Source organism: Evtepia gabavorous (genome assembly GCF_003425665.1).
Classification (GTDB): domain Bacteria; phylum Bacillota; class Clostridia; order Oscillospirales; family Oscillospiraceae; genus Evtepia; species Evtepia gabavorous.
In genome coordinates this window covers 63249-81168 of the sequence record NZ_QQRQ01000002.1, presented here as the reverse complement: position 1 = coordinate 81168, position 17920 = coordinate 63249, and the positions used below count along the sequence as shown (strand labels likewise).

General features: G+C 58.8%; 29 protein-coding genes. 2 read left to right on the top strand and 27 right to left on the bottom strand.

The window, feature by feature from the left end; genetic code table 11:
- Window positions 1–6 precede the first annotated feature (6 nt).
- The 22 genes from secY to rpsJ form a co-directional block, all read right to left on the bottom strand.
- The gene (secY, locus tag DV520_RS02040; protein ID WP_021918817.1) at window positions 7–1347 is read right to left on the bottom strand and encodes a preprotein translocase subunit SecY; all 1341 of its coding nucleotides are present in this window, start codon (window positions 1345–1347) and stop codon (window positions 7–9) included.
- A complete protein-coding gene (gene rplO, locus DV520_RS02035; protein WP_021918818.1) occupies window positions 1347–1787 on the bottom strand; it encodes a 50S ribosomal protein L15 in 441 nt (146 codons plus the stop codon). The genes secY and rplO overlap by 1 nt, the downstream gene beginning before the upstream one ends.
- A 13-nt stretch (window positions 1788–1800) precedes the next feature.
- Window positions 1801–1983, bottom strand: a complete 183-nt coding sequence (gene rpmD, locus DV520_RS02030) for a 50S ribosomal protein L30 (RefSeq protein WP_021918819.1) — start codon at window positions 1981–1983, stop codon at window positions 1801–1803.
- Between the two features lie 15 nt (window positions 1984–1998).
- Window positions 1999–2499, bottom strand: coding sequence for a 30S ribosomal protein S5 (gene rpsE, locus DV520_RS02025; RefSeq protein WP_021918820.1), 501 nt, complete (start codon window positions 2497–2499; stop codon window positions 1999–2001).
- An 18-nt stretch (window positions 2500–2517) separates the two neighbouring features.
- Window positions 2518–2877, bottom strand: coding sequence for a 50S ribosomal protein L18 (gene rplR, locus DV520_RS02020; RefSeq protein WP_021918821.1), 360 nt, complete (start codon window positions 2875–2877; stop codon window positions 2518–2520).
- A 17-nt stretch (window positions 2878–2894) separates the two neighbouring features.
- On the bottom strand, window positions 2895–3440 hold the full coding sequence (gene rplF / locus DV520_RS02015; protein ID WP_021918822.1) for a 50S ribosomal protein L6: 546 nt from the start codon (window positions 3438–3440) through the stop codon (window positions 2895–2897).
- Window positions 3441–3455: 15 nt separating this feature from the next.
- Window positions 3456–3857 carry a 30S ribosomal protein S8 gene (gene rpsH / locus DV520_RS02010; protein WP_021918823.1) on the bottom strand — a complete coding sequence of 134 codons (402 nt, stop codon included), beginning with the start codon at window positions 3855–3857 and terminating at the stop codon, window positions 3456–3458.
- Window positions 3858–4034: 177 nt separating this feature from the next.
- A complete protein-coding gene (locus tag DV520_RS02005) occupies window positions 4035–4220 on the bottom strand; it encodes a type Z 30S ribosomal protein S14 (protein WP_021918824.1) in 186 nt (61 codons plus the stop codon).
- A gap of 18 nt (window positions 4221–4238) precedes the next feature.
- Window positions 4239–4778 carry a 50S ribosomal protein L5 gene (gene rplE, locus DV520_RS02000; protein ID WP_117141685.1) on the bottom strand — a complete coding sequence of 180 codons (540 nt, stop codon included), beginning with the start codon at window positions 4776–4778 and terminating at the stop codon, window positions 4239–4241.
- 26 nt (window positions 4779–4804) lie between these two features.
- The gene (gene rplX, locus DV520_RS01995; RefSeq protein WP_117141684.1) at window positions 4805–5119 is read right to left on the bottom strand and encodes a 50S ribosomal protein L24; all 315 of its coding nucleotides are present in this window, start codon (window positions 5117–5119) and stop codon (window positions 4805–4807) included.
- A gap of 17 nt (window positions 5120–5136) precedes the next feature.
- Complete coding sequence (gene rplN, locus DV520_RS01990; protein WP_021918827.1) at window positions 5137–5505, bottom strand: 50S ribosomal protein L14; 369 nt, start codon at window positions 5503–5505, stop codon at window positions 5137–5139.
- 13 nt (window positions 5506–5518) lie between these two features.
- Window positions 5519–5782, bottom strand: a complete 264-nt coding sequence (gene rpsQ, locus DV520_RS01985; protein WP_021918828.1) for a 30S ribosomal protein S17 — start codon at window positions 5780–5782, stop codon at window positions 5519–5521.
- 14 nt (window positions 5783–5796) lie between these two features.
- The gene (gene rpmC, locus DV520_RS01980; RefSeq protein ID WP_117141621.1) at window positions 5797–5994 is read right to left on the bottom strand and encodes a 50S ribosomal protein L29; all 198 of its coding nucleotides are present in this window, start codon (window positions 5992–5994) and stop codon (window positions 5797–5799) included.
- Complete coding sequence (gene rplP, locus DV520_RS01975) at window positions 5994–6437, bottom strand: 50S ribosomal protein L16 (RefSeq protein WP_021918830.1); 444 nt, start codon at window positions 6435–6437, stop codon at window positions 5994–5996. Before rplP ends, rpmC begins: the two co-directional genes overlap by 1 nt.
- Window positions 6437–7270: a 30S ribosomal protein S3 gene (rpsC, locus tag DV520_RS01970; protein ID WP_021918831.1), complete on the bottom strand. Its 834-nt coding sequence runs from the start codon at window positions 7268–7270 to the stop codon at window positions 6437–6439. The genes rplP and rpsC overlap by 1 nt, the downstream gene beginning before the upstream one ends.
- Before the next feature lie 15 nt (window positions 7271–7285).
- Window positions 7286–7621, bottom strand: a complete 336-nt coding sequence (gene rplV / locus DV520_RS01965; RefSeq protein ID WP_117141620.1) for a 50S ribosomal protein L22 — start codon at window positions 7619–7621, stop codon at window positions 7286–7288.
- 15 nt (window positions 7622–7636) lie between these two features.
- Window positions 7637–7909, bottom strand: coding sequence for a 30S ribosomal protein S19 (gene rpsS / locus DV520_RS01960; RefSeq protein ID WP_021918833.1), 273 nt, complete (start codon window positions 7907–7909; stop codon window positions 7637–7639).
- A gap of 18 nt (window positions 7910–7927) precedes the next feature.
- A complete protein-coding gene (rplB, locus tag DV520_RS01955) occupies window positions 7928–8764 on the bottom strand; it encodes a 50S ribosomal protein L2 (RefSeq protein WP_021918834.1) in 837 nt (278 codons plus the stop codon).
- Window positions 8765–8779: 15 nt separating this feature from the next.
- The gene (gene rplW / locus DV520_RS01950; RefSeq protein WP_021918835.1) at window positions 8780–9076 is read right to left on the bottom strand and encodes a 50S ribosomal protein L23; all 297 of its coding nucleotides are present in this window, start codon (window positions 9074–9076) and stop codon (window positions 8780–8782) included.
- The gene (gene rplD / locus DV520_RS01945; protein ID WP_021918836.1) at window positions 9073–9693 is read right to left on the bottom strand and encodes a 50S ribosomal protein L4; all 621 of its coding nucleotides are present in this window, start codon (window positions 9691–9693) and stop codon (window positions 9073–9075) included. The genes rplW and rplD overlap by 4 nt, the downstream gene beginning before the upstream one ends.
- A 19-nt stretch (window positions 9694–9712) precedes the next feature.
- Entirely contained in the window at window positions 9713–10438 is a 726-nt protein-coding gene (rplC, locus tag DV520_RS01940; RefSeq protein WP_021918837.1) for a 50S ribosomal protein L3, read from the bottom strand.
- Between the two features lie 182 nt (window positions 10439–10620).
- Window positions 10621–10932 carry a 30S ribosomal protein S10 gene (gene rpsJ / locus DV520_RS01935; protein WP_021918838.1) on the bottom strand — a complete coding sequence of 104 codons (312 nt, stop codon included), beginning with the start codon at window positions 10930–10932 and terminating at the stop codon, window positions 10621–10623.
- A 443-nt stretch (window positions 10933–11375) separates the two neighbouring features.
- Here rpsJ and DV520_RS01930 point away from each other — a divergent pair, with 443 nt between their 5' ends.
- Together DV520_RS01930 and DV520_RS01925 are read left to right on the top strand one after the other, a co-directional pair.
- Window positions 11376–11762: a hypothetical protein gene (locus tag DV520_RS01930; protein WP_021918839.1), complete on the top strand. Its 387-nt coding sequence runs from the start codon at window positions 11376–11378 to the stop codon at window positions 11760–11762.
- 21 nt (window positions 11763–11783) lie between these two features.
- Window positions 11784–12017 (top strand): PF20097 family protein, encoded by a 234-nt coding sequence (locus tag DV520_RS01925; RefSeq protein WP_117141619.1) that lies wholly within the window; start codon window positions 11784–11786, stop codon window positions 12015–12017.
- Window positions 12018–12119: 102 nt separating this feature from the next.
- Here DV520_RS01925 and DV520_RS01920 read toward each other — a convergent pair whose 3' ends face one another.
- The 5 genes from DV520_RS01920 to DV520_RS01900 all read right to left on the bottom strand — a co-directional run bounded on the left by DV520_RS01920 (window position 12120) and on the right by DV520_RS01900 (window position 17908).
- Complete coding sequence (locus DV520_RS01920) at window positions 12120–13076, bottom strand: glycyl-radical enzyme activating protein (RefSeq protein WP_165850018.1); 957 nt, start codon at window positions 13074–13076, stop codon at window positions 12120–12122.
- A 34-nt stretch (window positions 13077–13110) separates the two neighbouring features.
- Window positions 13111–13407 (bottom strand): glycine radical domain-containing protein, encoded by a 297-nt coding sequence (locus DV520_RS01915; protein WP_117141617.1) that lies wholly within the window; start codon window positions 13405–13407, stop codon window positions 13111–13113.
- A gap of 17 nt (window positions 13408–13424) precedes the next feature.
- On the bottom strand, window positions 13425–15692 hold the full coding sequence (locus DV520_RS01910; RefSeq protein WP_021918843.1) for a pyruvate formate lyase family protein: 2268 nt from the start codon (window positions 15690–15692) through the stop codon (window positions 13425–13427).
- A 48-nt stretch (window positions 15693–15740) separates the two neighbouring features.
- Window positions 15741–16517, bottom strand: a complete 777-nt coding sequence (locus DV520_RS01905; RefSeq protein ID WP_165850017.1) for an N-acyl homoserine lactonase family protein — start codon at window positions 16515–16517, stop codon at window positions 15741–15743.
- A 74-nt stretch (window positions 16518–16591) separates the two neighbouring features.
- A complete protein-coding gene (locus DV520_RS01900; protein WP_117141615.1) occupies window positions 16592–17908 on the bottom strand; it encodes an aspartate aminotransferase family protein in 1317 nt (438 codons plus the stop codon).
- Between the last annotated feature and the right edge of the window lie 12 nt (window positions 17909–17920).

The following is a 17920-nucleotide window of genomic DNA, read 5'->3' as shown; positions in this document are numbered from 1 at the left end:
TACCTCTCATTCCAGGAAGCCCTTATAGTGCCGCATGAGCATCTGCGCTTCCAGCATCTTGACTGTCTCCAGGGCAACGCCGACCACGATGATGACGGAGGTACCGCCGATGGACATGTTCTGGATGCCAGTGATGTTCTCGGTAATAATGGGCAGGATGGCTACGATACCCAGGTAAATGGCGCCGAAGAAGGTCAGACGGGAGAGTACCTTGGCCAAGAACTCCGCCGTGGGACGGCCGGGCCGGAAGCCGGGAATGAATCCGCCATTCTTCTTCAGGTTATTGGCTACCTCCACAGGATTAAACTGGATGGTAGCATAGAAGTAGCTGAACATGATGATCAGCAGGAAGTAGATCACCGCGTACAGGGCACTGGTGGAGTTGAACACCGAAAGGAAGGTATGCCACGCCGACCCCTCCTGCTGGGAGGAGGGAACAAACATGCCGATGGTAGCGGGGATCATGGCAATGGACTGGGCGAAAATGATGGGCAGCACGCCGCTGAGATTGACCTTGATGGGAATGTGGGTGGACTGACCACCGTACATTTTCCGGCCAACCACACGCTTGGCATACTGGACAGGCACTTTCCGCTCAGAATTGGTGATAAAGACGATGAAAATAATCAGCAGCAGCATGCCCACCACCAGGAGGGCAACAATCCCAGGGTTCATCACGATGGTGCTGTTGATCTGCTGCTCCGTCCAGTTGGTCATGTCAAGGTTGGCAGCCCAGTTCTTCACGCCGGTCACCAGAGACATGATCATGTGGGGGATACGGGAGACGATACCGGTAAACAGGATGATCGAAATACCGTTGCCCACGCCGAACTCTGTGATCTGTTCGCCCAGCCACATCAGGAAAACTGCGCCAGCCGTGAAGGAGACCACGATCACCACAGCCGCCCAAACACCTTCGTTGGTCAGCAGACCATAGCTCCGGATCAGGGTATAGTATCCCCAGCCCTGGAGCAGGCCGATGGCCAAGGTGGCATAACGGGTAATGGACTGGATCTTCTTCTTGCCCTCCTCACCGCCGTCTTTGGCCAGCCGCTCCAGCGCCGGGATGGCAATGGTCAGCAGCTGAATGATGATGGAGGCGTTAATATAGGGCTGGATGGACAGGGCAAACAACGTGGCCTGGGACAGGGCCGAACCACTCAATGTATTGAGCAGGCCGAAAATCGTCCCAGAATTTGCCGCAATATAATCTTGGAGATACTCGGTGTTGATATAGGGCACCGGGATCGCCGCGCCAACGCGGAAGATCAGTAATGCAAAGATCACAAACAGGAGCTTGCGGCGCAGCTCCGGCAGCTTCCATGCGTTACGGATGGTCTTAAACATTAGACCACCTCAGCCTTCCCGCCTGCCTCTTCAATTTTTGCCTTCGCGGAGGCGGAGAAAGCACTGGCCCGAACGGTCAGCTTCTTGGTGAGGCTGCCTTCGCCGAGGATCTTCACGCCGTGCTCACACTTGGACAGGATACCCTTTTCCAGCAGGTCGCAGGCGCTGACCACAGCACCATCCTCGAACTTTTCCAGGGCGGAAACGTTCACAGCTTCCAGGGGCTTTGCAAAGATGTTGTGAAAGCCTCTCTTGGGGATCCGACGGGCCAGAGGCATCTGGCCGCCTTCAAAGCCCACACGGACACCGCCGCCGGAACGGGCCCACTGGCCCTTCTGTCCGCGGCCGGCCGTCTTGCCGTTGCCGGAACCGTTGCCGCGGCCCTTGCGATAGGCCTTGGGGTTGGAACCGGGCACGGGAGAAAGTTCATGCAGTTTCATGTTGCGCACCTCCTTACTGTTCCTCGGTGACCTGGATCAGGTAACCGATGTGGGCGATCTTGCCCCGGGTGGCAGCATTGTCAGGCTGCACAGTGGTATCGCCGATTTTACGCAGGCCGAGGGCTTCTGCGGTGGCCTTATGCTTTGCAATCCGGCCGCTGAGGCTCTTGACGAGCTTAATGTTCAGATTCGCCATGGTTCAAAGCCCTCCTTAGCCCACGATCTCTTCCACGCTCTTACCCCGGATCCGGGCCACAGCCTCAGGACCACGCAGGGACTTCAGACCCTCCATGGTGGCGGAAACCACGTTCTGGGGGTTGTTGGAGCGCAGGCACTTGGTACGAATATCTTTGATTCCGGCAGCTTCCAGCACAGCACGGACCGGACCGCCGGCAATGACGCCGGTACCGGGGGCAGCGGGCTTCATCAGCACGCGGCCAGCGCCGAATTCACCGACCACTTCATGGGGAATGGTGGTGCCGGAGAGAGTGATGGTGAACATGTTCTTCTTGGCGGCTTCCAGGCCCTTGCGGATGGCTTCGGGGACCTCGGCAGCCTTACCCAGGCCGAAACCGACCTTGCCCTTCTCGTCGCCCACGACGACCAGAGCGGAGAACTTCATCACACGGCCGCCCTTGACGGTCTTGGAGACACGGTTCAGGGAAACGACTTTTTCAACAAACTCGCTGGGTTCTCTTTCAAATCTAGGCATTTTCGTTTCCTCCTCCCTTTAAAATTCCAGGCCAGCCTTGCGGGCGCCCTCTGCCAGAGCCTTCACACGTCCATGGTACAGGTAACCACCGCGGTCAAAGACCACTGTGTCGATTCCCTTGTCCTTGGCGCGCTGGGCAATGGCCTCGCCAACCTTGGCTGCGGCCTCACAGTTGTTGCCGCGGCCCTCAAATCCCTTCTCCAGGGAGGAAGCGGAAACCAGGGTGCAGCCCTTCACATCGTCAATGATCTGCGCATAGATGTTGGTTCCGCTGCGGAACACGTTCAGACGGGGTCTCTCGGATGTGCCGGAGACTTTACCGCGAACGCGCGTGTGACGCTTCTGACGCTGAGCGTTAGTATCGGGTCTCTTAATCATTTAGGCACACCTCTTTCTTACTTCTTCACGCCGGTCTTGCCTTCCTTGCGGCGGATGACCTCGTCGGTATATTTGATTCCCTTGCCCTTGTAGGGTTCCGGGGGTCTCTTCCCTCTGACCTCAGCAGCGAACTGACCGACCTTCTGCTTGTCGGTGCCGCTGATGACGATCTTGTTGGGGCTGGGAACGTCGATGGTGATGCCGTCGATCTCTTCCACGATCACCGGGTGGGAGAAGCCAATGTTCATGTTCAGCTTCTTGCCCTCCTTGGCCACACGGTAGCCGACGCCGTTGACGTCCAGCTCCTTCTTATAGCCCTCGGTGACACCCACCACCATGTTGTTGAGCAGGGTACGGGTCAGGCCGTGCAGAGCGCGGTTCTCTTTCTCATCATTGGGGCGGGTCACATGGATGACGTTGTCCTCGCGGGTCAGGGTCATCTTCTCGCTGAGCTTCTGGGTCAGGGTGCCCTTGGGCCCCTTGACGGTGACCAGATTGCCTTCGCCCACAGTCACTTCCACATTGCTGGGGAGAGAGATGGGCATTCTACCGATTCTAGACATAGTAACCTCTCCTCCTTACCACACAAATGCCAGGACTTCGCCGCCGACATGGGCCGCGCGGGCCGCCTTGTCGGTCATGACGCCCTTGGAAGTGGACACGATCGCAACACCCAGGCCACGCAGGACACGGGGCAGCTCGTCAGCACCGGCATAAACACGCAGGCCGGGCTTGGAGACGCGGCGCAGGCCGGAAATGACTTTTTCCTTGCCGGGGTTGTTGTACTTCAGGGTAACATGGATCACGCCCTGGGCGCCGTCCTCCACCAGCTGAAAGGCCTTGATGTAGCCTTCGTCCAGCAGAATCTGGGCAATGGCCTTCTTCATGTTGGACGCGGGGATGTCGACGGTGTCATGCTTGGCGTTGTTCGCGTTACGGATACGAGTCAGCATATCCGCAATGGGATCTGTAATGTGCATAGGGTAATACCTCCTATAAGATTACAGGCAGCGCCTGTATCAGCGGCAAGGTATCGGGTCTCAGAGGAACCGACCTATTGCCGCCGGCCGGGGACCATTCTCCGTAGGTACGGAGAAAACTTTATGGGAACGCCGACCGGATGGTTGGGTGCATCCGGTCAGGCGATACCATACTGATTACCAGGAAGCCTTCCGTACGCCGGGGATCTGGCCCTTGTGGGCCAGTTCACGGAAGCAGATACGGCAGATACCGTAGTCACGCAGATACGCGTGGGGACGGCCGCAGATCTTGCACCGGTTGTAGCGGCGGGTGGAAAACTTAGGCTCAGCCTGCTGCTTGAGCTTCATGGATAATTTAGCCATTGATCGTTCTCCTCCTAATTACTTGCCGAAGGGAGCGCCGATCAGGGTCAGCAGCTCTCTTGCCTCTTCGTCGGTCTCCGCGGTGGTGCAGATGACGATATCCATACCACGGATCTTGTCGATCTTATCATACTCGATTTCCGGGAAGATCAGCTGTTCCTTCACGCCCAGGGCATAGTTGCCGCGGCCGTCGAAGGAGTTGGGGCTGATGCCGCGGAAGTCACGGACACGGGGCAGGGCCACATTGAACAGGCGGTCCAGGAACTCCCACATCTTGTCCTGGCGCAGGGTGACCTTGGCGCCGATGGGCATTCCCTCACGAACCTTAAAGTTTGCCACGGACTTCTTGGCCTTGGTGACAATGGCCTTCTGGCCGGTGATGACACCCAGGTCACGGACCACAGCGTCCAGCACCTTGGCGTTGTCCCGGGCTTCCCCGCAGCCCACGTTCACAACGATCTTCTCAATGCGGGGGATCTGCATGGTGCTCTTATAGTTGAACTTCTGCATGAGGGCAGGAGCAACTTCTTCTCTGTACTTTGCTTTCAGATTGGGCATTTCAGACATCATTGACTCCTCCTCTCTCAGATTTCAGCGCCGCAGTGCTTGCAGACACGGACCTTCTTGCCGTCCACCATCTTGCTGGCGGCGCGGGTGGGCTTGTCGCACTTGGGGCAGACACGCATCACCTTGCAGGCATACAGGGGGGCTTCCTTCTGGATGATGCCGCCCTCGTCGCCCTGCTTGCGGGGCTTGGTGTGGCGGGAGACCAGGTTGATCTTCTCCACCACCACTTTGCCTTCCTTGGGGATCACGGTCAGGACCTTGCCCCGCTGGCCTTTGTCCTTTCCGGTGATGACGACCACGGTGTCGTCCTTCTTAATGCTCATCTTATTCATCATCTTAGTCCCCTCCCTTACAGTACTTCGGGAGCCAGGGACAGGATCTTCATGTAGTCCTTGTCACGCAGCTCACGGGCGACCGGGCCAAAGATACGGGTGCCTCTGGGGTTTTTGTCGTCCTTGATCAGAACGGCCGCGTTCTCGTCGAAACGGACATAGCTGCCGTCTGCCCGGCGCACACCCTTGGCGGAGCGGACCACCACGGCGCGGACGACATCGCCCTTCTTCACCGTGCCGCCGGGCGCGGCCTTCCGGACGGAGGCGACAATCACATCGCCGATGTTCGCATACTTCCGGGAAGAGCCGCCCAGGACACGGATGGTTTTAATTTCCTTGGCGCCGGTGTTGTCCGCCACCTTCAGATAGGTTTCCTGCTGGATCATTTACGGCACCTCCTTACTTCGCCTTTTCGATGATCTCAACCACGCGCCATCTCTTATCCTTGGACAGAGGACGGGTCTCCATGACCTTTACTCTGTCCCCGATGCCGCAGGTGTTGTTCTCGTCATGGGCCTTGAGTTTGTAGGTTCTCTTGACGATCTTCTTATACAGGGGATGTGCCACACGGTCGGCAATGGCCACCACCACGGTCTTATCCATCTTATCCGAAACCACCAGGCCGACTCTGGTCTTACGGGAAGAAGTTCTGTTTTCAGGCATGATTCAGTTCCTCCTTACTGGCCAGCGAGCTGCTGCTCACGGATAATGGTTTTGACTCTGGCAATGTCGCGCTTCACTTCATTGATGCGGACAGGATTTTCCAGCTGATTGGTGGCATGCTGGAGACGGAGCTGGAAGAGGTCTTTCTTCAGCTCGGTCAGCTTCTTTTCCAGATCAGCGGAAGACAGTTTGCGTACCTCGTTTGCCTTCATCATGCTTCACCACCATTCTCGCTCTCAGGGGCCGTTTCTTCTTTGGTCACAATCTTCGTCTTGATGGGCAGCTTGTGGCTGGCCAGACGCAGTGCCTCGCGGGCGACTTCCTCGGAAACACCGGCGATCTCGAACATCACACGGCCGGGCTTCACCACGGCCACCCAATACTCGGGGGAACCTTTACCGGAACCCATGCGGGTCTCCGCGGGCTTCTCGGTGATGGGCTTGTCGGGGAAGATCTTGATCCAGACCTTGCCGCCACGCTTGGTGTAACGGGTCATGGCCACACGGGCGGCCTCGATCTGGTTGCTGGTGATCCATGCCGGCTCCGTGGCCTGCAAACCAAACTCACCGTAGGTCACGGTGTTGCCGCGGGTGGCCTTGCCCTTCAGGCGGCCACGGTGAACACGGCGGTATTTGACTCTCTTGGGCAGCAGCATTAGGCTTTGCCTCCTTCCTTGGGAGCAGATCCACCGGCAGCGGGCCGGGGACCACGGTTGTTGTTATAACCACCCTGCGGACGGTTGCCATAGCCGGGCTTACGGTCGCGGTTGAAGCCGCCTCTGCCATCGCGGCGGCGAGGACGGTCGGGGCGTTCCTTAAAGTTCTTGGTGTCCAGGGTGCGGGGGGTGGTGCGGAGGGTCTGGCTGAGGACCTCACCCTTGTAGATCCAAACCTTGATGCCAATGCGGCCATAGGTGGTGGCAGCCTCGGCAAAGCCGTAGTCGATATCGGCGCGGATGGTCTGCAGGGGGATGGTGCCGTCATGGTAGCACTCGCTGCGGGCGATTTCCGCCCCGCCCAGACGGCCGGAGCACATCACCTTGATGCCGCGGGCGCCCATTCTCATGGCGCGGCCCATGCAGTTCTTCATGGCGCGGCGGAAGGAGATCCGCTTCTCCAGCTGCTGGGCAATGTTCTCTGCCACCAGCTGTGCGTCGGTATCGGGGGTCTTGACCTCCACGATGTTCAGGGCAACGGGCTTGCCCAGCTTCTTTTCCAGCTCCAGGCGCAGGCGCTCAATCTCCGCGCCGCCCTTGCCGATGACCACGCCGGGGCGGGCGCAGTGCAGATAGATCTTGATCTTGGCGTTGTCGCGCTCGATCTCAATCTTGGGGATACCGGCGGAGTACAGGGTCTTTTTCAGGTACTTCCGCAGCTTGTAGTCTTCAACGACCAGATCGCCCACTTTTTCATTGCGGGCATACCAGCGGGAATCCCAGTCCTTAATCACACCCACGCGCAAGCCGTGGGGATTTACTTTCTGTCCCATATTCTGCCTCCTCCCTTATTCCTTCTCCGCCACAGCCAGGGTGACGTGAGAGGTTCTCTTATTGATGCGATAGGCACGGCCCTGGGCGCGGGGCATGATCCGCTTGATGATGGGGCCGGGGGTCGCAAAGACCTCGGAGACATAGAGCTTCTCGGGGTCCATCTTGTGGTTGTTCTCTGCGTTGGCCGCCGCGCTCTTCAGGAGCTTCAGAAGGGGCTCGGAAGCCGCCTTGGGGGTGGTCAGCAGAATGCCGGTGGCCTGGGCCAGGCTCTTCCCGCGGATCAGGTCCGCGACGATCTTCACCTTACGGGGAGAGATCCGCAGATACTTTGCGTAAGCTTTTGCTACCATTGTTCTCTCTCCTCCTTACTTACCAGTCTTGCTGCCGGCGTGGCCGCGGAAGGTGCGGGTGGGGGCGAACTCACCCAGCTTGTGGCCCACCATGTCCTCGGTGACATAGACAGGCACATGCTTCCGGCCATCGTGCACAGCGATGGTGTGACCGACGAACGCAGGGAAGATGGTGGAGGCTCTGCTCCAGGTCTTGAGCACCTTCTTGTCGCCGGACTCATTCATTTCCTTGACCCGCTTAAGAAGCTCGGGGGCGCAAAACGGGCCTTTCTTGATGCTTCTGCTCATAGTTTTACTGCCTCCTCCTTACTTCGCGTTGCGGCGCTTGACAATGAACTTGTCAGTGCGGTTCTTCTTCTTACGCGTCTTATAGCCCATGGCCGGCTTACCCCAGGGGGTAACGGGGCCGGGACGGCCCACAGGGGACTTACCCTCACCACCGCCGTGGGGGTGGTCATTGGGGTTCATGACGGAGCCGCGGACGGTGGGTCTCCAGCCCATGTGGCGCTTCCGGCCGGCCTTGCCGATGGAGATGTTCTCGTGGTCGATGTTGCCCACCTGGCCAATGGAGGCCTTGCAGTTCAGGCGCACGATACGAACCTCCCCGGAGGGCATACGGATCTGCGCCTCATCCCCCTCCTTTGCCATGAGCTGGGCAGAGGTGCCGGCGGAACGAACCAGCTGGCCACCCTTGCCGGGATAGAGCTCAATGTTGTGGATGATGGTGCCGGTGGGGATGTTTGCCAGGGGCAGGCAGTTGCCGGGCTTAATGTCGGCATTGGCGGAGGAGAGGACCTGATCGCCAGCCTTCAGGCCGACAGGGGCCAGGATGTATCTCTTCTCGCCGTCCTCGTACTGGACAAGGGCAATGTTGGCGCTGCGGTTGGGATCGTATTCCAGACGGAGCACCGTCGCGGTCATATCCAGCTTGTTGCGCTTGAAGTCGATGATACGATACTTGCGCTTGTTGCCGCCGCCGCGGTGGCGGACGGTGATTCTGCCGTAGCTGTTGCGTCCTGCGTTCTTCTTCAGAGTTTCAGTCAGGCTACGCTCCGGCTTGGCCTTCTTATCGATGCCCTCGAACGCGGAGACCGTCATATTCCGGCGGGCAGGCGTTGTGGGCTTGTAGCTCTTAATAGCCATAGTGCATTAACCTCCTTATGCCATTCCTTCGAAGAACTCGATGGACTTGGAATCCTCAGACAGGGTAACCACTGCCTTCTTCCAGCTGGGCTGGCGTCCGGCGGGATACCGGCCGGTGCGCTTGAGCTTTCCGGTGACGCGCAGGGTGTTGACCTTGACAACCTTCACCCCGAAAACCTCTTCCACCGCCTTGGCGATGTCGATCTTGGTGGCATCCTTGGCCACCTCGAACACGTACTTTTTGTTCTCGGTATCAGCCATGGACTGCTCGGTGATCACAGGGCGTCTGATGATGTCGTATGCTGTCTTCATGCGAACACCTCCTCGATGATGGCCAGCGCCTTCTGGTCGATGACCAGCTTCTCGGCGTTGACAATGTCATACACGCTGAGAATCTTGGCGGTGGTGGTGGAGACACCGGGGATGTTCCGTGCGGACTTGTAAACATTCACATTGACCTCGGGGGTAATGAAAATGGTCTTGCCGGCGCTCACAGCGTCCAGGAAGGCCTGGATGCTCTTGGTCTTGATGGCGTCCAGAGCCAGGTTATCCACCACCAGCAGGTCACCGCTGGCGGCCTTGGCAGAGAGAGCGGACTTCAGAGCCAGTCTCTTCAGCTTGCGGTTGACGCGATAGCTGTAATCTCTGGGCTTGGGAGCGAACACGATGCCGCCGTGGGTCCACTGGGGGGCACGGGTGCTGCCCTGACGGGCATGGCCGGTTCCTTTCTGTCTCCAGGGCTTTCTTCCGCCGCCGGACACTTCGGCGCGGGTCAGGGCGCTCTGGGTACCCTGACGGCAATTTGCCAGGTGATTTACCACGACGGCATGGACGGCGGGCTCATTGGGTTCTACGCCGAAAACGCCCTCGGAGAGTTCCACCTCGCCGACCTGCTGGCCAGCCATATTATAGACATTTGCTTTAGGCATTTCTCAAACTCTCCTTTCCTTACCGGTTTCTGGCGGATGCCTTCTGGGGGTTGGCACGTGCGGAAGCCTTCTGCGGGTTGACGCTGGTGCCGGCCTCGCCCTTCTTCTCGCGGATGGTCTTCACGGTGGACTTCAGATAGACAATGCCGCCCTTGGGGCCGGGAACCGCGCCGCAGACAGCGATCAGGTTGAACTCGGGGTCCACGCTCACCACGTCCAGATTCTGGACGGTGACCTGCTCCGCGCCCATGTGGCCTGCGCCGATCTTGCCCTTAAAGATCCGGGAAGGATCGGTACCGGAGCCCATGGAGCCCGCATGGCGGTGCACCGGGCCGCCGCCGTGGGTCATCCGACCGCGGCCGGCGTTCCAGCGCTTGATGACGCCCTGGTAGCCCTTACCCTTGCTGATGCCGGTCACGTCAATGTGATCGCCCTTGGCAAAGGTATCCGCCTTGATCTCGTCGCCCACGTTCATCTCTGCTGCTTTGTTCAGCTTGAATTCCTTGAGCACTTTCTTCATGGGAACTTCCGCCTTCTTCAGGTGGCCCTGTTCCGGCTTGGTGAGCTTCCGTTCCGCAACGTCCTGGAAGCCCAGCTGTACGGCGTTGTAGCCGTCCTTCTCCTCGGTCTTCTTCTGGACCACGACGCAGGGACCTGCCTCGATCACAGTGACCGGGATGACCTTACCGGCTTCGTCAAAGATCTGGGACATGCCGATCTTTCTGCCGATGATGGCCTTTTCCATGTTGGTTTTCCTCCTTAAATAGGTTATTGGTTGGCAAACATGACCATTGGGCTGTCATTGGTTTGTCAACATGACCCGCCTGTCTCACGATAAGGCGACAGGCAGCGGGTACACAAATGCAATATGCCAGCGTTCCTTTGGGATCTGTCTCACCCTGCCTGTCCGCAGGGTGCCGGCTGTTCTCACAGCTTAATCTCGATCTCCACGCCGGCGGGCAGGTCCAGACTCATCAGCGCTTCCACCGTCTTGGGGTTGGGATTGTTGATGTCGATCAGGCGCTTATGGGTGCGGCGCTCGAACTGCTCCCGGCTGTCCTTATACTTGTGGACCGCGCGAAGGATGGTGACAACCTCCTTCTTGGTGGGCAGGGGGATGGGGCCGGAAACGGTGGCGCCGTTTCTCTTGGCGGTCTCCACAATCTTCTCTGCGCTCTGGTCGATCAGCTGATGGTCATAGGCCTTCAGTCGAATCCGGATCATTTCATTCTGTGCCATGTTGCTGCTTTCCTCCTAAAACATACGAAGTGTCATTGTCTCTGCCACGCTCCGTACGGTGGGGAATCCGATACACTTAACCGTGCGTATCACTCCATAAGCATGAAGAAAACCGGCATACTTCGCCGGCTTTTTCCTCTCCTGTCATGGCGATATACGCCATGCAGCAGATTCCCCAGCCGCCCGATTCACGGACATACTCCGCGGAAGTTACCGGTTTTCACCGCAATCTCCCGCATCATCGCAGACTGCGCCCATTCAGGCGCTCATATATAATACTACGAATCTCTCCCTCTGTCAATCATTTTTTCTCGGCTTTCTGCAAAAATTTTGTACAAAACAGGCCCGCTCCACACGCTGTAAAAGGGCATTTTCATTCTCTCGGTTCTATGGTATCATGAAACAGACAAAAATGGATGATCCATAAAGGAAAGGAGCCCAAAATGGCGCACGATCTAATGTACATAGAGTTAAAGACCGGTTATTCCGACGATGGCCCTGCGTGGATCGGGTATGTAAAGGCTTCAAAGAGCGGAAAGACACTTTACTTTAACGACCACGCTTTCCAAAAATGCAGAGGGACATATTCCAATTACAGAGATATTGAAAGCGGAGAGGCGTATTGGATTTCCGGCCTAAAAAAGCGGGAAAGTAACCGCCATTGGGCCGGACATGGAAAAATTGCCGTGGACCGGCGCGCTGTCGGTGAATATCTCAGCCTGATCGGCTGCACGGAATTGCCCTCACACTTATTTGATGTGATAGACATAGAGGACAGCTTCCCCGTCGAACGGGTGCATTCTCTTCTCAATGAAAAAGCGGAAGAATAAAATGTGAAAGGAACACCTGACATGAAATGTTTGGACTGTGGAACGGAAATGGAACACGGCAGTGTCGAAGGCATCGGACAGGGCGGTGGGCACTGGTATGAATTTACCTCAGACGAAGAAAAAAAGAAAACAGGAATCAAAGGCTTCTTCACCAAGAAAACCATCAGCGTTGCATCCTCTGTTTTAGACTCTCCCGCTTGGCATTGTCCGCACTGCAAAAAAATTTTAATGTGGATGAATGCCAAAGAACCATGATCCATTGCGTATCTGCCCCCCAAGGTCCATCTTAGACAACCCCAACCATCTTCCTACCCGAAAGCCCCGCCGCAGCCGCGGCGGGGCTTCTGAGTTTTCATACTATTCCAGCGCGATGGCGTCTCCCCCCAGGCTGACCCGATTGTCCGGGGCGCACCGCTGGCAGAGCTCTTGAAGCGCCAGCAGCTTCGGGTCCCTCCCCTTCCTGCTCTCCAGGCCGGAGAGCGCACAGGTCTCTCCGATCATACCGTACTTGCTCTCTCCTAAGTTGTGGTAGGGCAGAAGATTCATCTCCGGGCGGTTGGGCAGGCTCCCCACGAACCGGGCCGCCGCCGCCACGTCCTCCGCCCCGTCGTTGCAACCCGGGATCAGGGGCAGGCGCACAATGACCCTCCCTCCCCGCTGGGGCAGCGCCTGGCACAGCTTCTGAATATTTTCCAGGATCAGCTCGTTGGGTACCCCGGTCTGCTCCCGGTGCTTTTCGCTGTCCATGTGCTTCAGGTCCACAAACACCGTGTGACAGTACTGGGCCACCTGCCACAAATGGGCCCAAGGGGCAAAGGCCGAGGTCTCGATACAGGTGTTGATATAATTGGTCCGGCACAGCCGCAGGGTTTCCGACGCCACCTCCCACTGGAGCAAGACCTCTCCCCCGGAGAGCGTCACCCCACCGCCGCCCTTCCGGTAAAACGCCGCATCCTTGGCCGCTTCCCGATAGAGCTCACGGGCTGTGTAGGCCCGCCCTGTGATCATCCGGGCCCCGCTGGGACACACCGGTACACAGGCCCCGCACCCCTGGCAGGCGGAAAAATCCACCTGGATTTTCTCCCCGGGCACCAGGGTATTTCTCCCCTGGGGACAGACCGGCACACACTTGCCGCATCCTGTGCACTTGACCGGATTGACCGCCAACTGGGGCGCCGGCGAGAATCCAAAGGGGTTGCTGCACCAGAGACATCGCAGAGGGCACCCCTTGAAAAAGAGAATGGTGCGAATCCCCGGCCCGTCGGTGTTTCGGAACCGTCCGATGTCAAAAACAATCGCCTTCTTTTCTTCCACAGATCCCCCCTCCTTCCCCCCAGGTCTCAGGTGCTTAGAATGTGTGCTCTGTCCGGTTGATGATGTCGTCCTGGACCCGCTCGGCAATGTCCGTCCAATAGACACTGTACCCAGCCACCCGGACCATCAGCGTGGGATAATTCTCCGGGTGGGCCTTGGCATCAATCAGCGTCTGCTTGTTGATGGTGTTAAACTGGACATGGTACACCCCGTAGTCATTGAGCATGGTGCGGACCAGATTGGTAAAATTCCGCATCCCAGCCTCCTTGTAGACAGGCTCCACATAGGTGGCTTCCGGGCAGTCCAGCGGCATGTCACGGATGGTTGTCATGGCGATTCTCCTTTCCTTTACGATTGCTCAATCAGCTCAGACTGGCTGATCCACATGTTCAGCAAGGTGCCGTTGGTATAGGCCGGGAAATCCAGCTTCCCATAGCTCCGGGCCGCGGCGGTGGGGCCGTGGGTGTCGGCCTGCTGGGTGGCGGACATGGTGTCCGAGAGGGGCATACCCGCCAGGCGGCCGTTGGGGGTGGCCCCGGTCATGGCGCCATAGCCCACGTTGGACTGGACCATCTGCACCGCAGCGTCGCAGTAATGCCCCCGGTACATCTTCAGCCGCATGGTACACGTGGAGAACCACTTCCACAGGTCGGCGGCAATGGCGTCGGCAAAGTCGTCGTCGTTGCCGTATTTGGGCGCGGCCTGGAGCTTGGTCCGCAAGTCCTCATAGCCCACAAAGTTCTGCATGCAGGCCGCGCAGACCTCCTCCAGGGTGGCCGCCCGGTCCTCAAAGACCACCTTTTTGATCGCGGCCACCGAGTCCACCATGGTGCCGAACCCACACATGTTCATGGTGGGCCCCACATTGACCTTGGCCCCTCCTGCGGTGGCGTCCTTCCCCTTCTCCAGCGCCCCCTCCAGCAAAACGGTGAAGGTAGGCAGGTTAAACTGTTCGGCCAGCAGCTTTTCACAGATGAGAAGGTTGGCATGGGCCTCGTCGATGGCGTACTTGATCTGCGCCTTCACCGCGTCATAGAACGCCTCAAAGGTCTGGAAGGACCCCGGCGCCCCGCTCTCAAAGGTCAGCAGTTTCCCGGCAAACATGTTGTCCGATTCCTCCGGCATCACCCCATTGGTCACCGCCATCAGGGCCGCCCCGGCCACATTGATGATCCCCGAATCCGTGTGGCCATATTGGAGCCCTTCCGCACCGGGCTCCACACAGCCGATGGGAGAGCCGAACTTCAGGATGTCTTTTCGGGTATAATGGGAGTACCCCTCCAGCCCTCCAGCCCGGTGCTCCAGCATGGAGTAGAGCCCCTCGCAGTTGAAGAAGGAGGGATGCCCCATCCCCTCTGCGGCCAATTCGCAGGCCTCATAGAGCAGGGAATCCGGGGTTTTCTGGTGCAGAAGCAGGCTCACCGCCGGCGAAGTGGTCTTGGCATAGCGCATGGCCCGCAGGCAGAGATAGGACAGTTCGTTGGAGGCGTCCCTCCCGTTCTCGTCCAGGCCGCCCACATCCAGGTGGGGATAGCGGTAATAGCCGCCGAAAATATAGGCCATCTGGGTGGACTGGAACCACACGTTGGAGGTCACCCGGACATACAGTTCCTCAATGAGCTCCATGGCCTTCTCCGGGGTCAAAATCCCCTTCTCAATATCCTCCTTATAATAAGGATACATATACTGGTCAAAGCGTCCCCAGGTGATGGAAGGCCCCGCCCCCTCCACGAAAAGGAAAAAGCACACCGCCCACGCCGTTTCGCAGGCGTCATGGAAGGAGGTGGCGGGCCCCCAGGGCACCCGCTTCATCATGGCGGCCATGTTCTCCAGCTCCTGCTTCCGTACCGGGTCCTTCTCCTCCCGGGCCCGCCGGGCACAGGCTGCGGACAGCCGCTCTCCCCAGTCCCGGATGGCCTCCAGCACCTCCAGGATTCCAGTGTAAAAGATCCGCTTGTCAATGGATTCCGGGTCATTGGGGTCCAGCGCCTCCAGCAGCCGCTGGGCCTTTTCATAGTACTTGACAAAGCCATGCTGGATTACATCGGTCCAGGCCGGGATGAAATGGGACCCGTTGGCGCAGAGGTAGTTGGACACATCGGAAACCCCTCCAAACTGTCCCCGGTTCCACTCCCGCTGGCTCACATAGTGGCCCCACTGGACCGCCATGGTCTTATCCTTCCAATAGGGGAGCAGTTCCTCCTCCAACTCCCGATAGTCCTCGTCGGTGATGTCAAAGGGGTCATAGGTCCGCTCCCGCAGGTTGGGCAGGTCCTCCGCCAGCCAGTGGGCGTGGAGCTCAATGGCGAAATTGGCCCCCCGAATCTTTTGGGTGGGCCAGCCCACCAGTTGTTCGTGGTCATAGACGTTGTCGCTGAGGGTCCGGTAGACCTCCGCCGAGGCCTTGTACCGGCGCATGAGACTGGGCATGCCCTCAGTCTGTTTGTAAATCTTCGTGTAGGCCCGGGCCCGGGTGATGTCCACATTGGGCCGGTTGGCATGGAGCATGCCGTTGAGTGCCTGGATTCGTTTGGTGCTGCCCACCTGGGCAACGGTGCCCGCCCGCAGCTCATTGCCCAGGGCGGCGCCGGCGGTGGCGTTGGTATGGACTGCCATAACACTTCTCCCTTCCGGGAAGCAGGGGGTATCCCCGCTCCCCCTTCGTCAATCAATCACGCCTTTGGCCACCCAATCCATGATCTGGTCGTAGTCGTGCCCAAACAGAAGGGTGGCGTGGTAGGCCTTCTCCATCTCCTTGATCCGCTTCAGGTTGTCAAAAAACTCATCGGTTGTCTTGTTGATGGTCCCGCCGGGGGGCAGCTCTTTTTCATAGCTCTCTGCGGTATAAATGGTGTCACTGGTGGTGAGGATGGTGCCGTGGTGGTCGGTTTTCAGCACCATACCGATGACGCCCGGGGTGTGGGAAGCCTGAATGAAGAGTTCCAAGTCCTCCGCCAGCTTGGTCGTCTCCCGAATGGTTTGAAACTGAATCCCCTCCACATCGAACAGAGACCGGATGTACGCCCCGCCGTTGCCGGTCATCACACTCCAGTAGGCGTTTTTCAGGTCCGCCTCTGAGACCAGCACACGCCGGATGGCCTTGGTCCCCACAAAGTGCTTCAGCCCGCCGGCGTGGTCGAAGTGAAGGTGGGAGAGGATGATTAAGTCGATGTCATCCGGGGTCAGCCCCTTTTGGGCCAGCGCCTCCTGAATGGAGATCATCTCCGTAATGGGGTAATCATGGAGCATCTCCTCTGTGTAAACCGCCGAAAAATCCTCACAGTTTCCCGTGTCATACAGAATATTCCCCAGGGTGGGATGCTGGATCAGGATGGCGACCGCCGGGGATTGCACCATCGCCCCCTCATCCTTCCAGTCCACCAGGCGAAACTTGGGAAACTCCATCTTTCCCAGATACAGAATGCTGATTTTCATGCCCATGGCACGCACGCTCCTTTCCTTCCCAATAAGCTCTTTCGTTTTCAAACCCATCTCTTCCCGGTTTCCCCGGCGGGTCAGCGCTCTCCTCGTTCCATCTCCCCCAGCACCTGGTCCGCCACAGCCAGGGTACGCCGGATATCCTCCTGGGTGTGGGCCACTGACAGGTATTCCCTGCCCCGTCGGTCGGTGAACCGGACGCCATACTCCTCGCACCCCGCCACAAAGCGGGTGTAGGACGCCAGGTCCGCCTGGGTCAGCCAGTCCCGGAAGTCTTCCACATCCTCTGCAAAGCCAAAGTACAGGATAAAAATGCTGCCCACATGCCGAAGGTACAGGGGCCTGTGGTACTTCCGCGCCAAGGCCCGGAATCCCGTCTCCAGCTGCTGGGCCAGCCCCTCCAAATGGGCATACACCCCCGGCTGGGACAGGGTTTCAATGGTGGCCAGCGCCGCAGCCACCCCGATGGGATTCCCATTGAAGGTCCCCGAGGCGGGGACCCCGCAGGCCATGACCTCCCGCCGGCCCACCACGGCGCCAAAGGGGTAGCCGCTGGCGATGGCCTTGGCAAAGGTGGACAGATCAGGGGTGACCCCATAGTAGGCCTGGGCCCCGCCCAATGCCAGTCGGAAACCGGTGATCACCTCGTCAAAGATCAGCAGGACCCCATACTTCCGGGTCACCTCCCGCACTCCCTCCAGATAGCCCGGTTTGGGCAGGATGGGGCCGGAATCACACATACAGGGCTCCATGAGCACCGCCGCGATCTCCCCTCCTCGGGCGGCCAGGGTGCGCTCCAGCGCCGGCAGGTCGTTCCAGGGCAGGACGATCAGGTCCTCTGCGGAGGACAGCCGCTGTCCCTTGGTATGGAGGATCTTGCGGGGGTTCTCCCGGTCCCCCAGCTCCTCCACGCAGGAGGCGTCAATGCTGACCTTCTCCTCATCGGACCAGCCATGGTACTGCCCTTCAAACTTCACAATCTTATACTTTCCTGTGTAGGCCCGGGCCAGCCGGAGGGCATACATCACCACCTCGGTTCCCGAGTTCTGATAGGCCACCAGCTCCGCCGAGGGAATGATCTCCACCAGCCGTTGAGACAGCCGTTTCAGGTCCTCCGTGGGGGCGGAGAAATGGCTCCCCCGCCGCAGCTGCTCCGCTACCGCCCGGTCCACCGCCGGCGGGCAATAGCCCAGCAGCATGGGCCCAAAGCCCAACACGTAGTCAATGTATTCGTTGCCGTCCACATCGTATAACTTCGACCCTTTCCCATGGGTCATAGCCACCGGATAGTCCCGGTAGCTGCTGACGTGGAAGGAACTCCCCACCCCGTCCAGCAGGTAGGGCACGGTCTGCTGATGCAGCCGGCGGGAGCCTTCCGTCTGATACCGCCTCATGTCGTCCTCCTC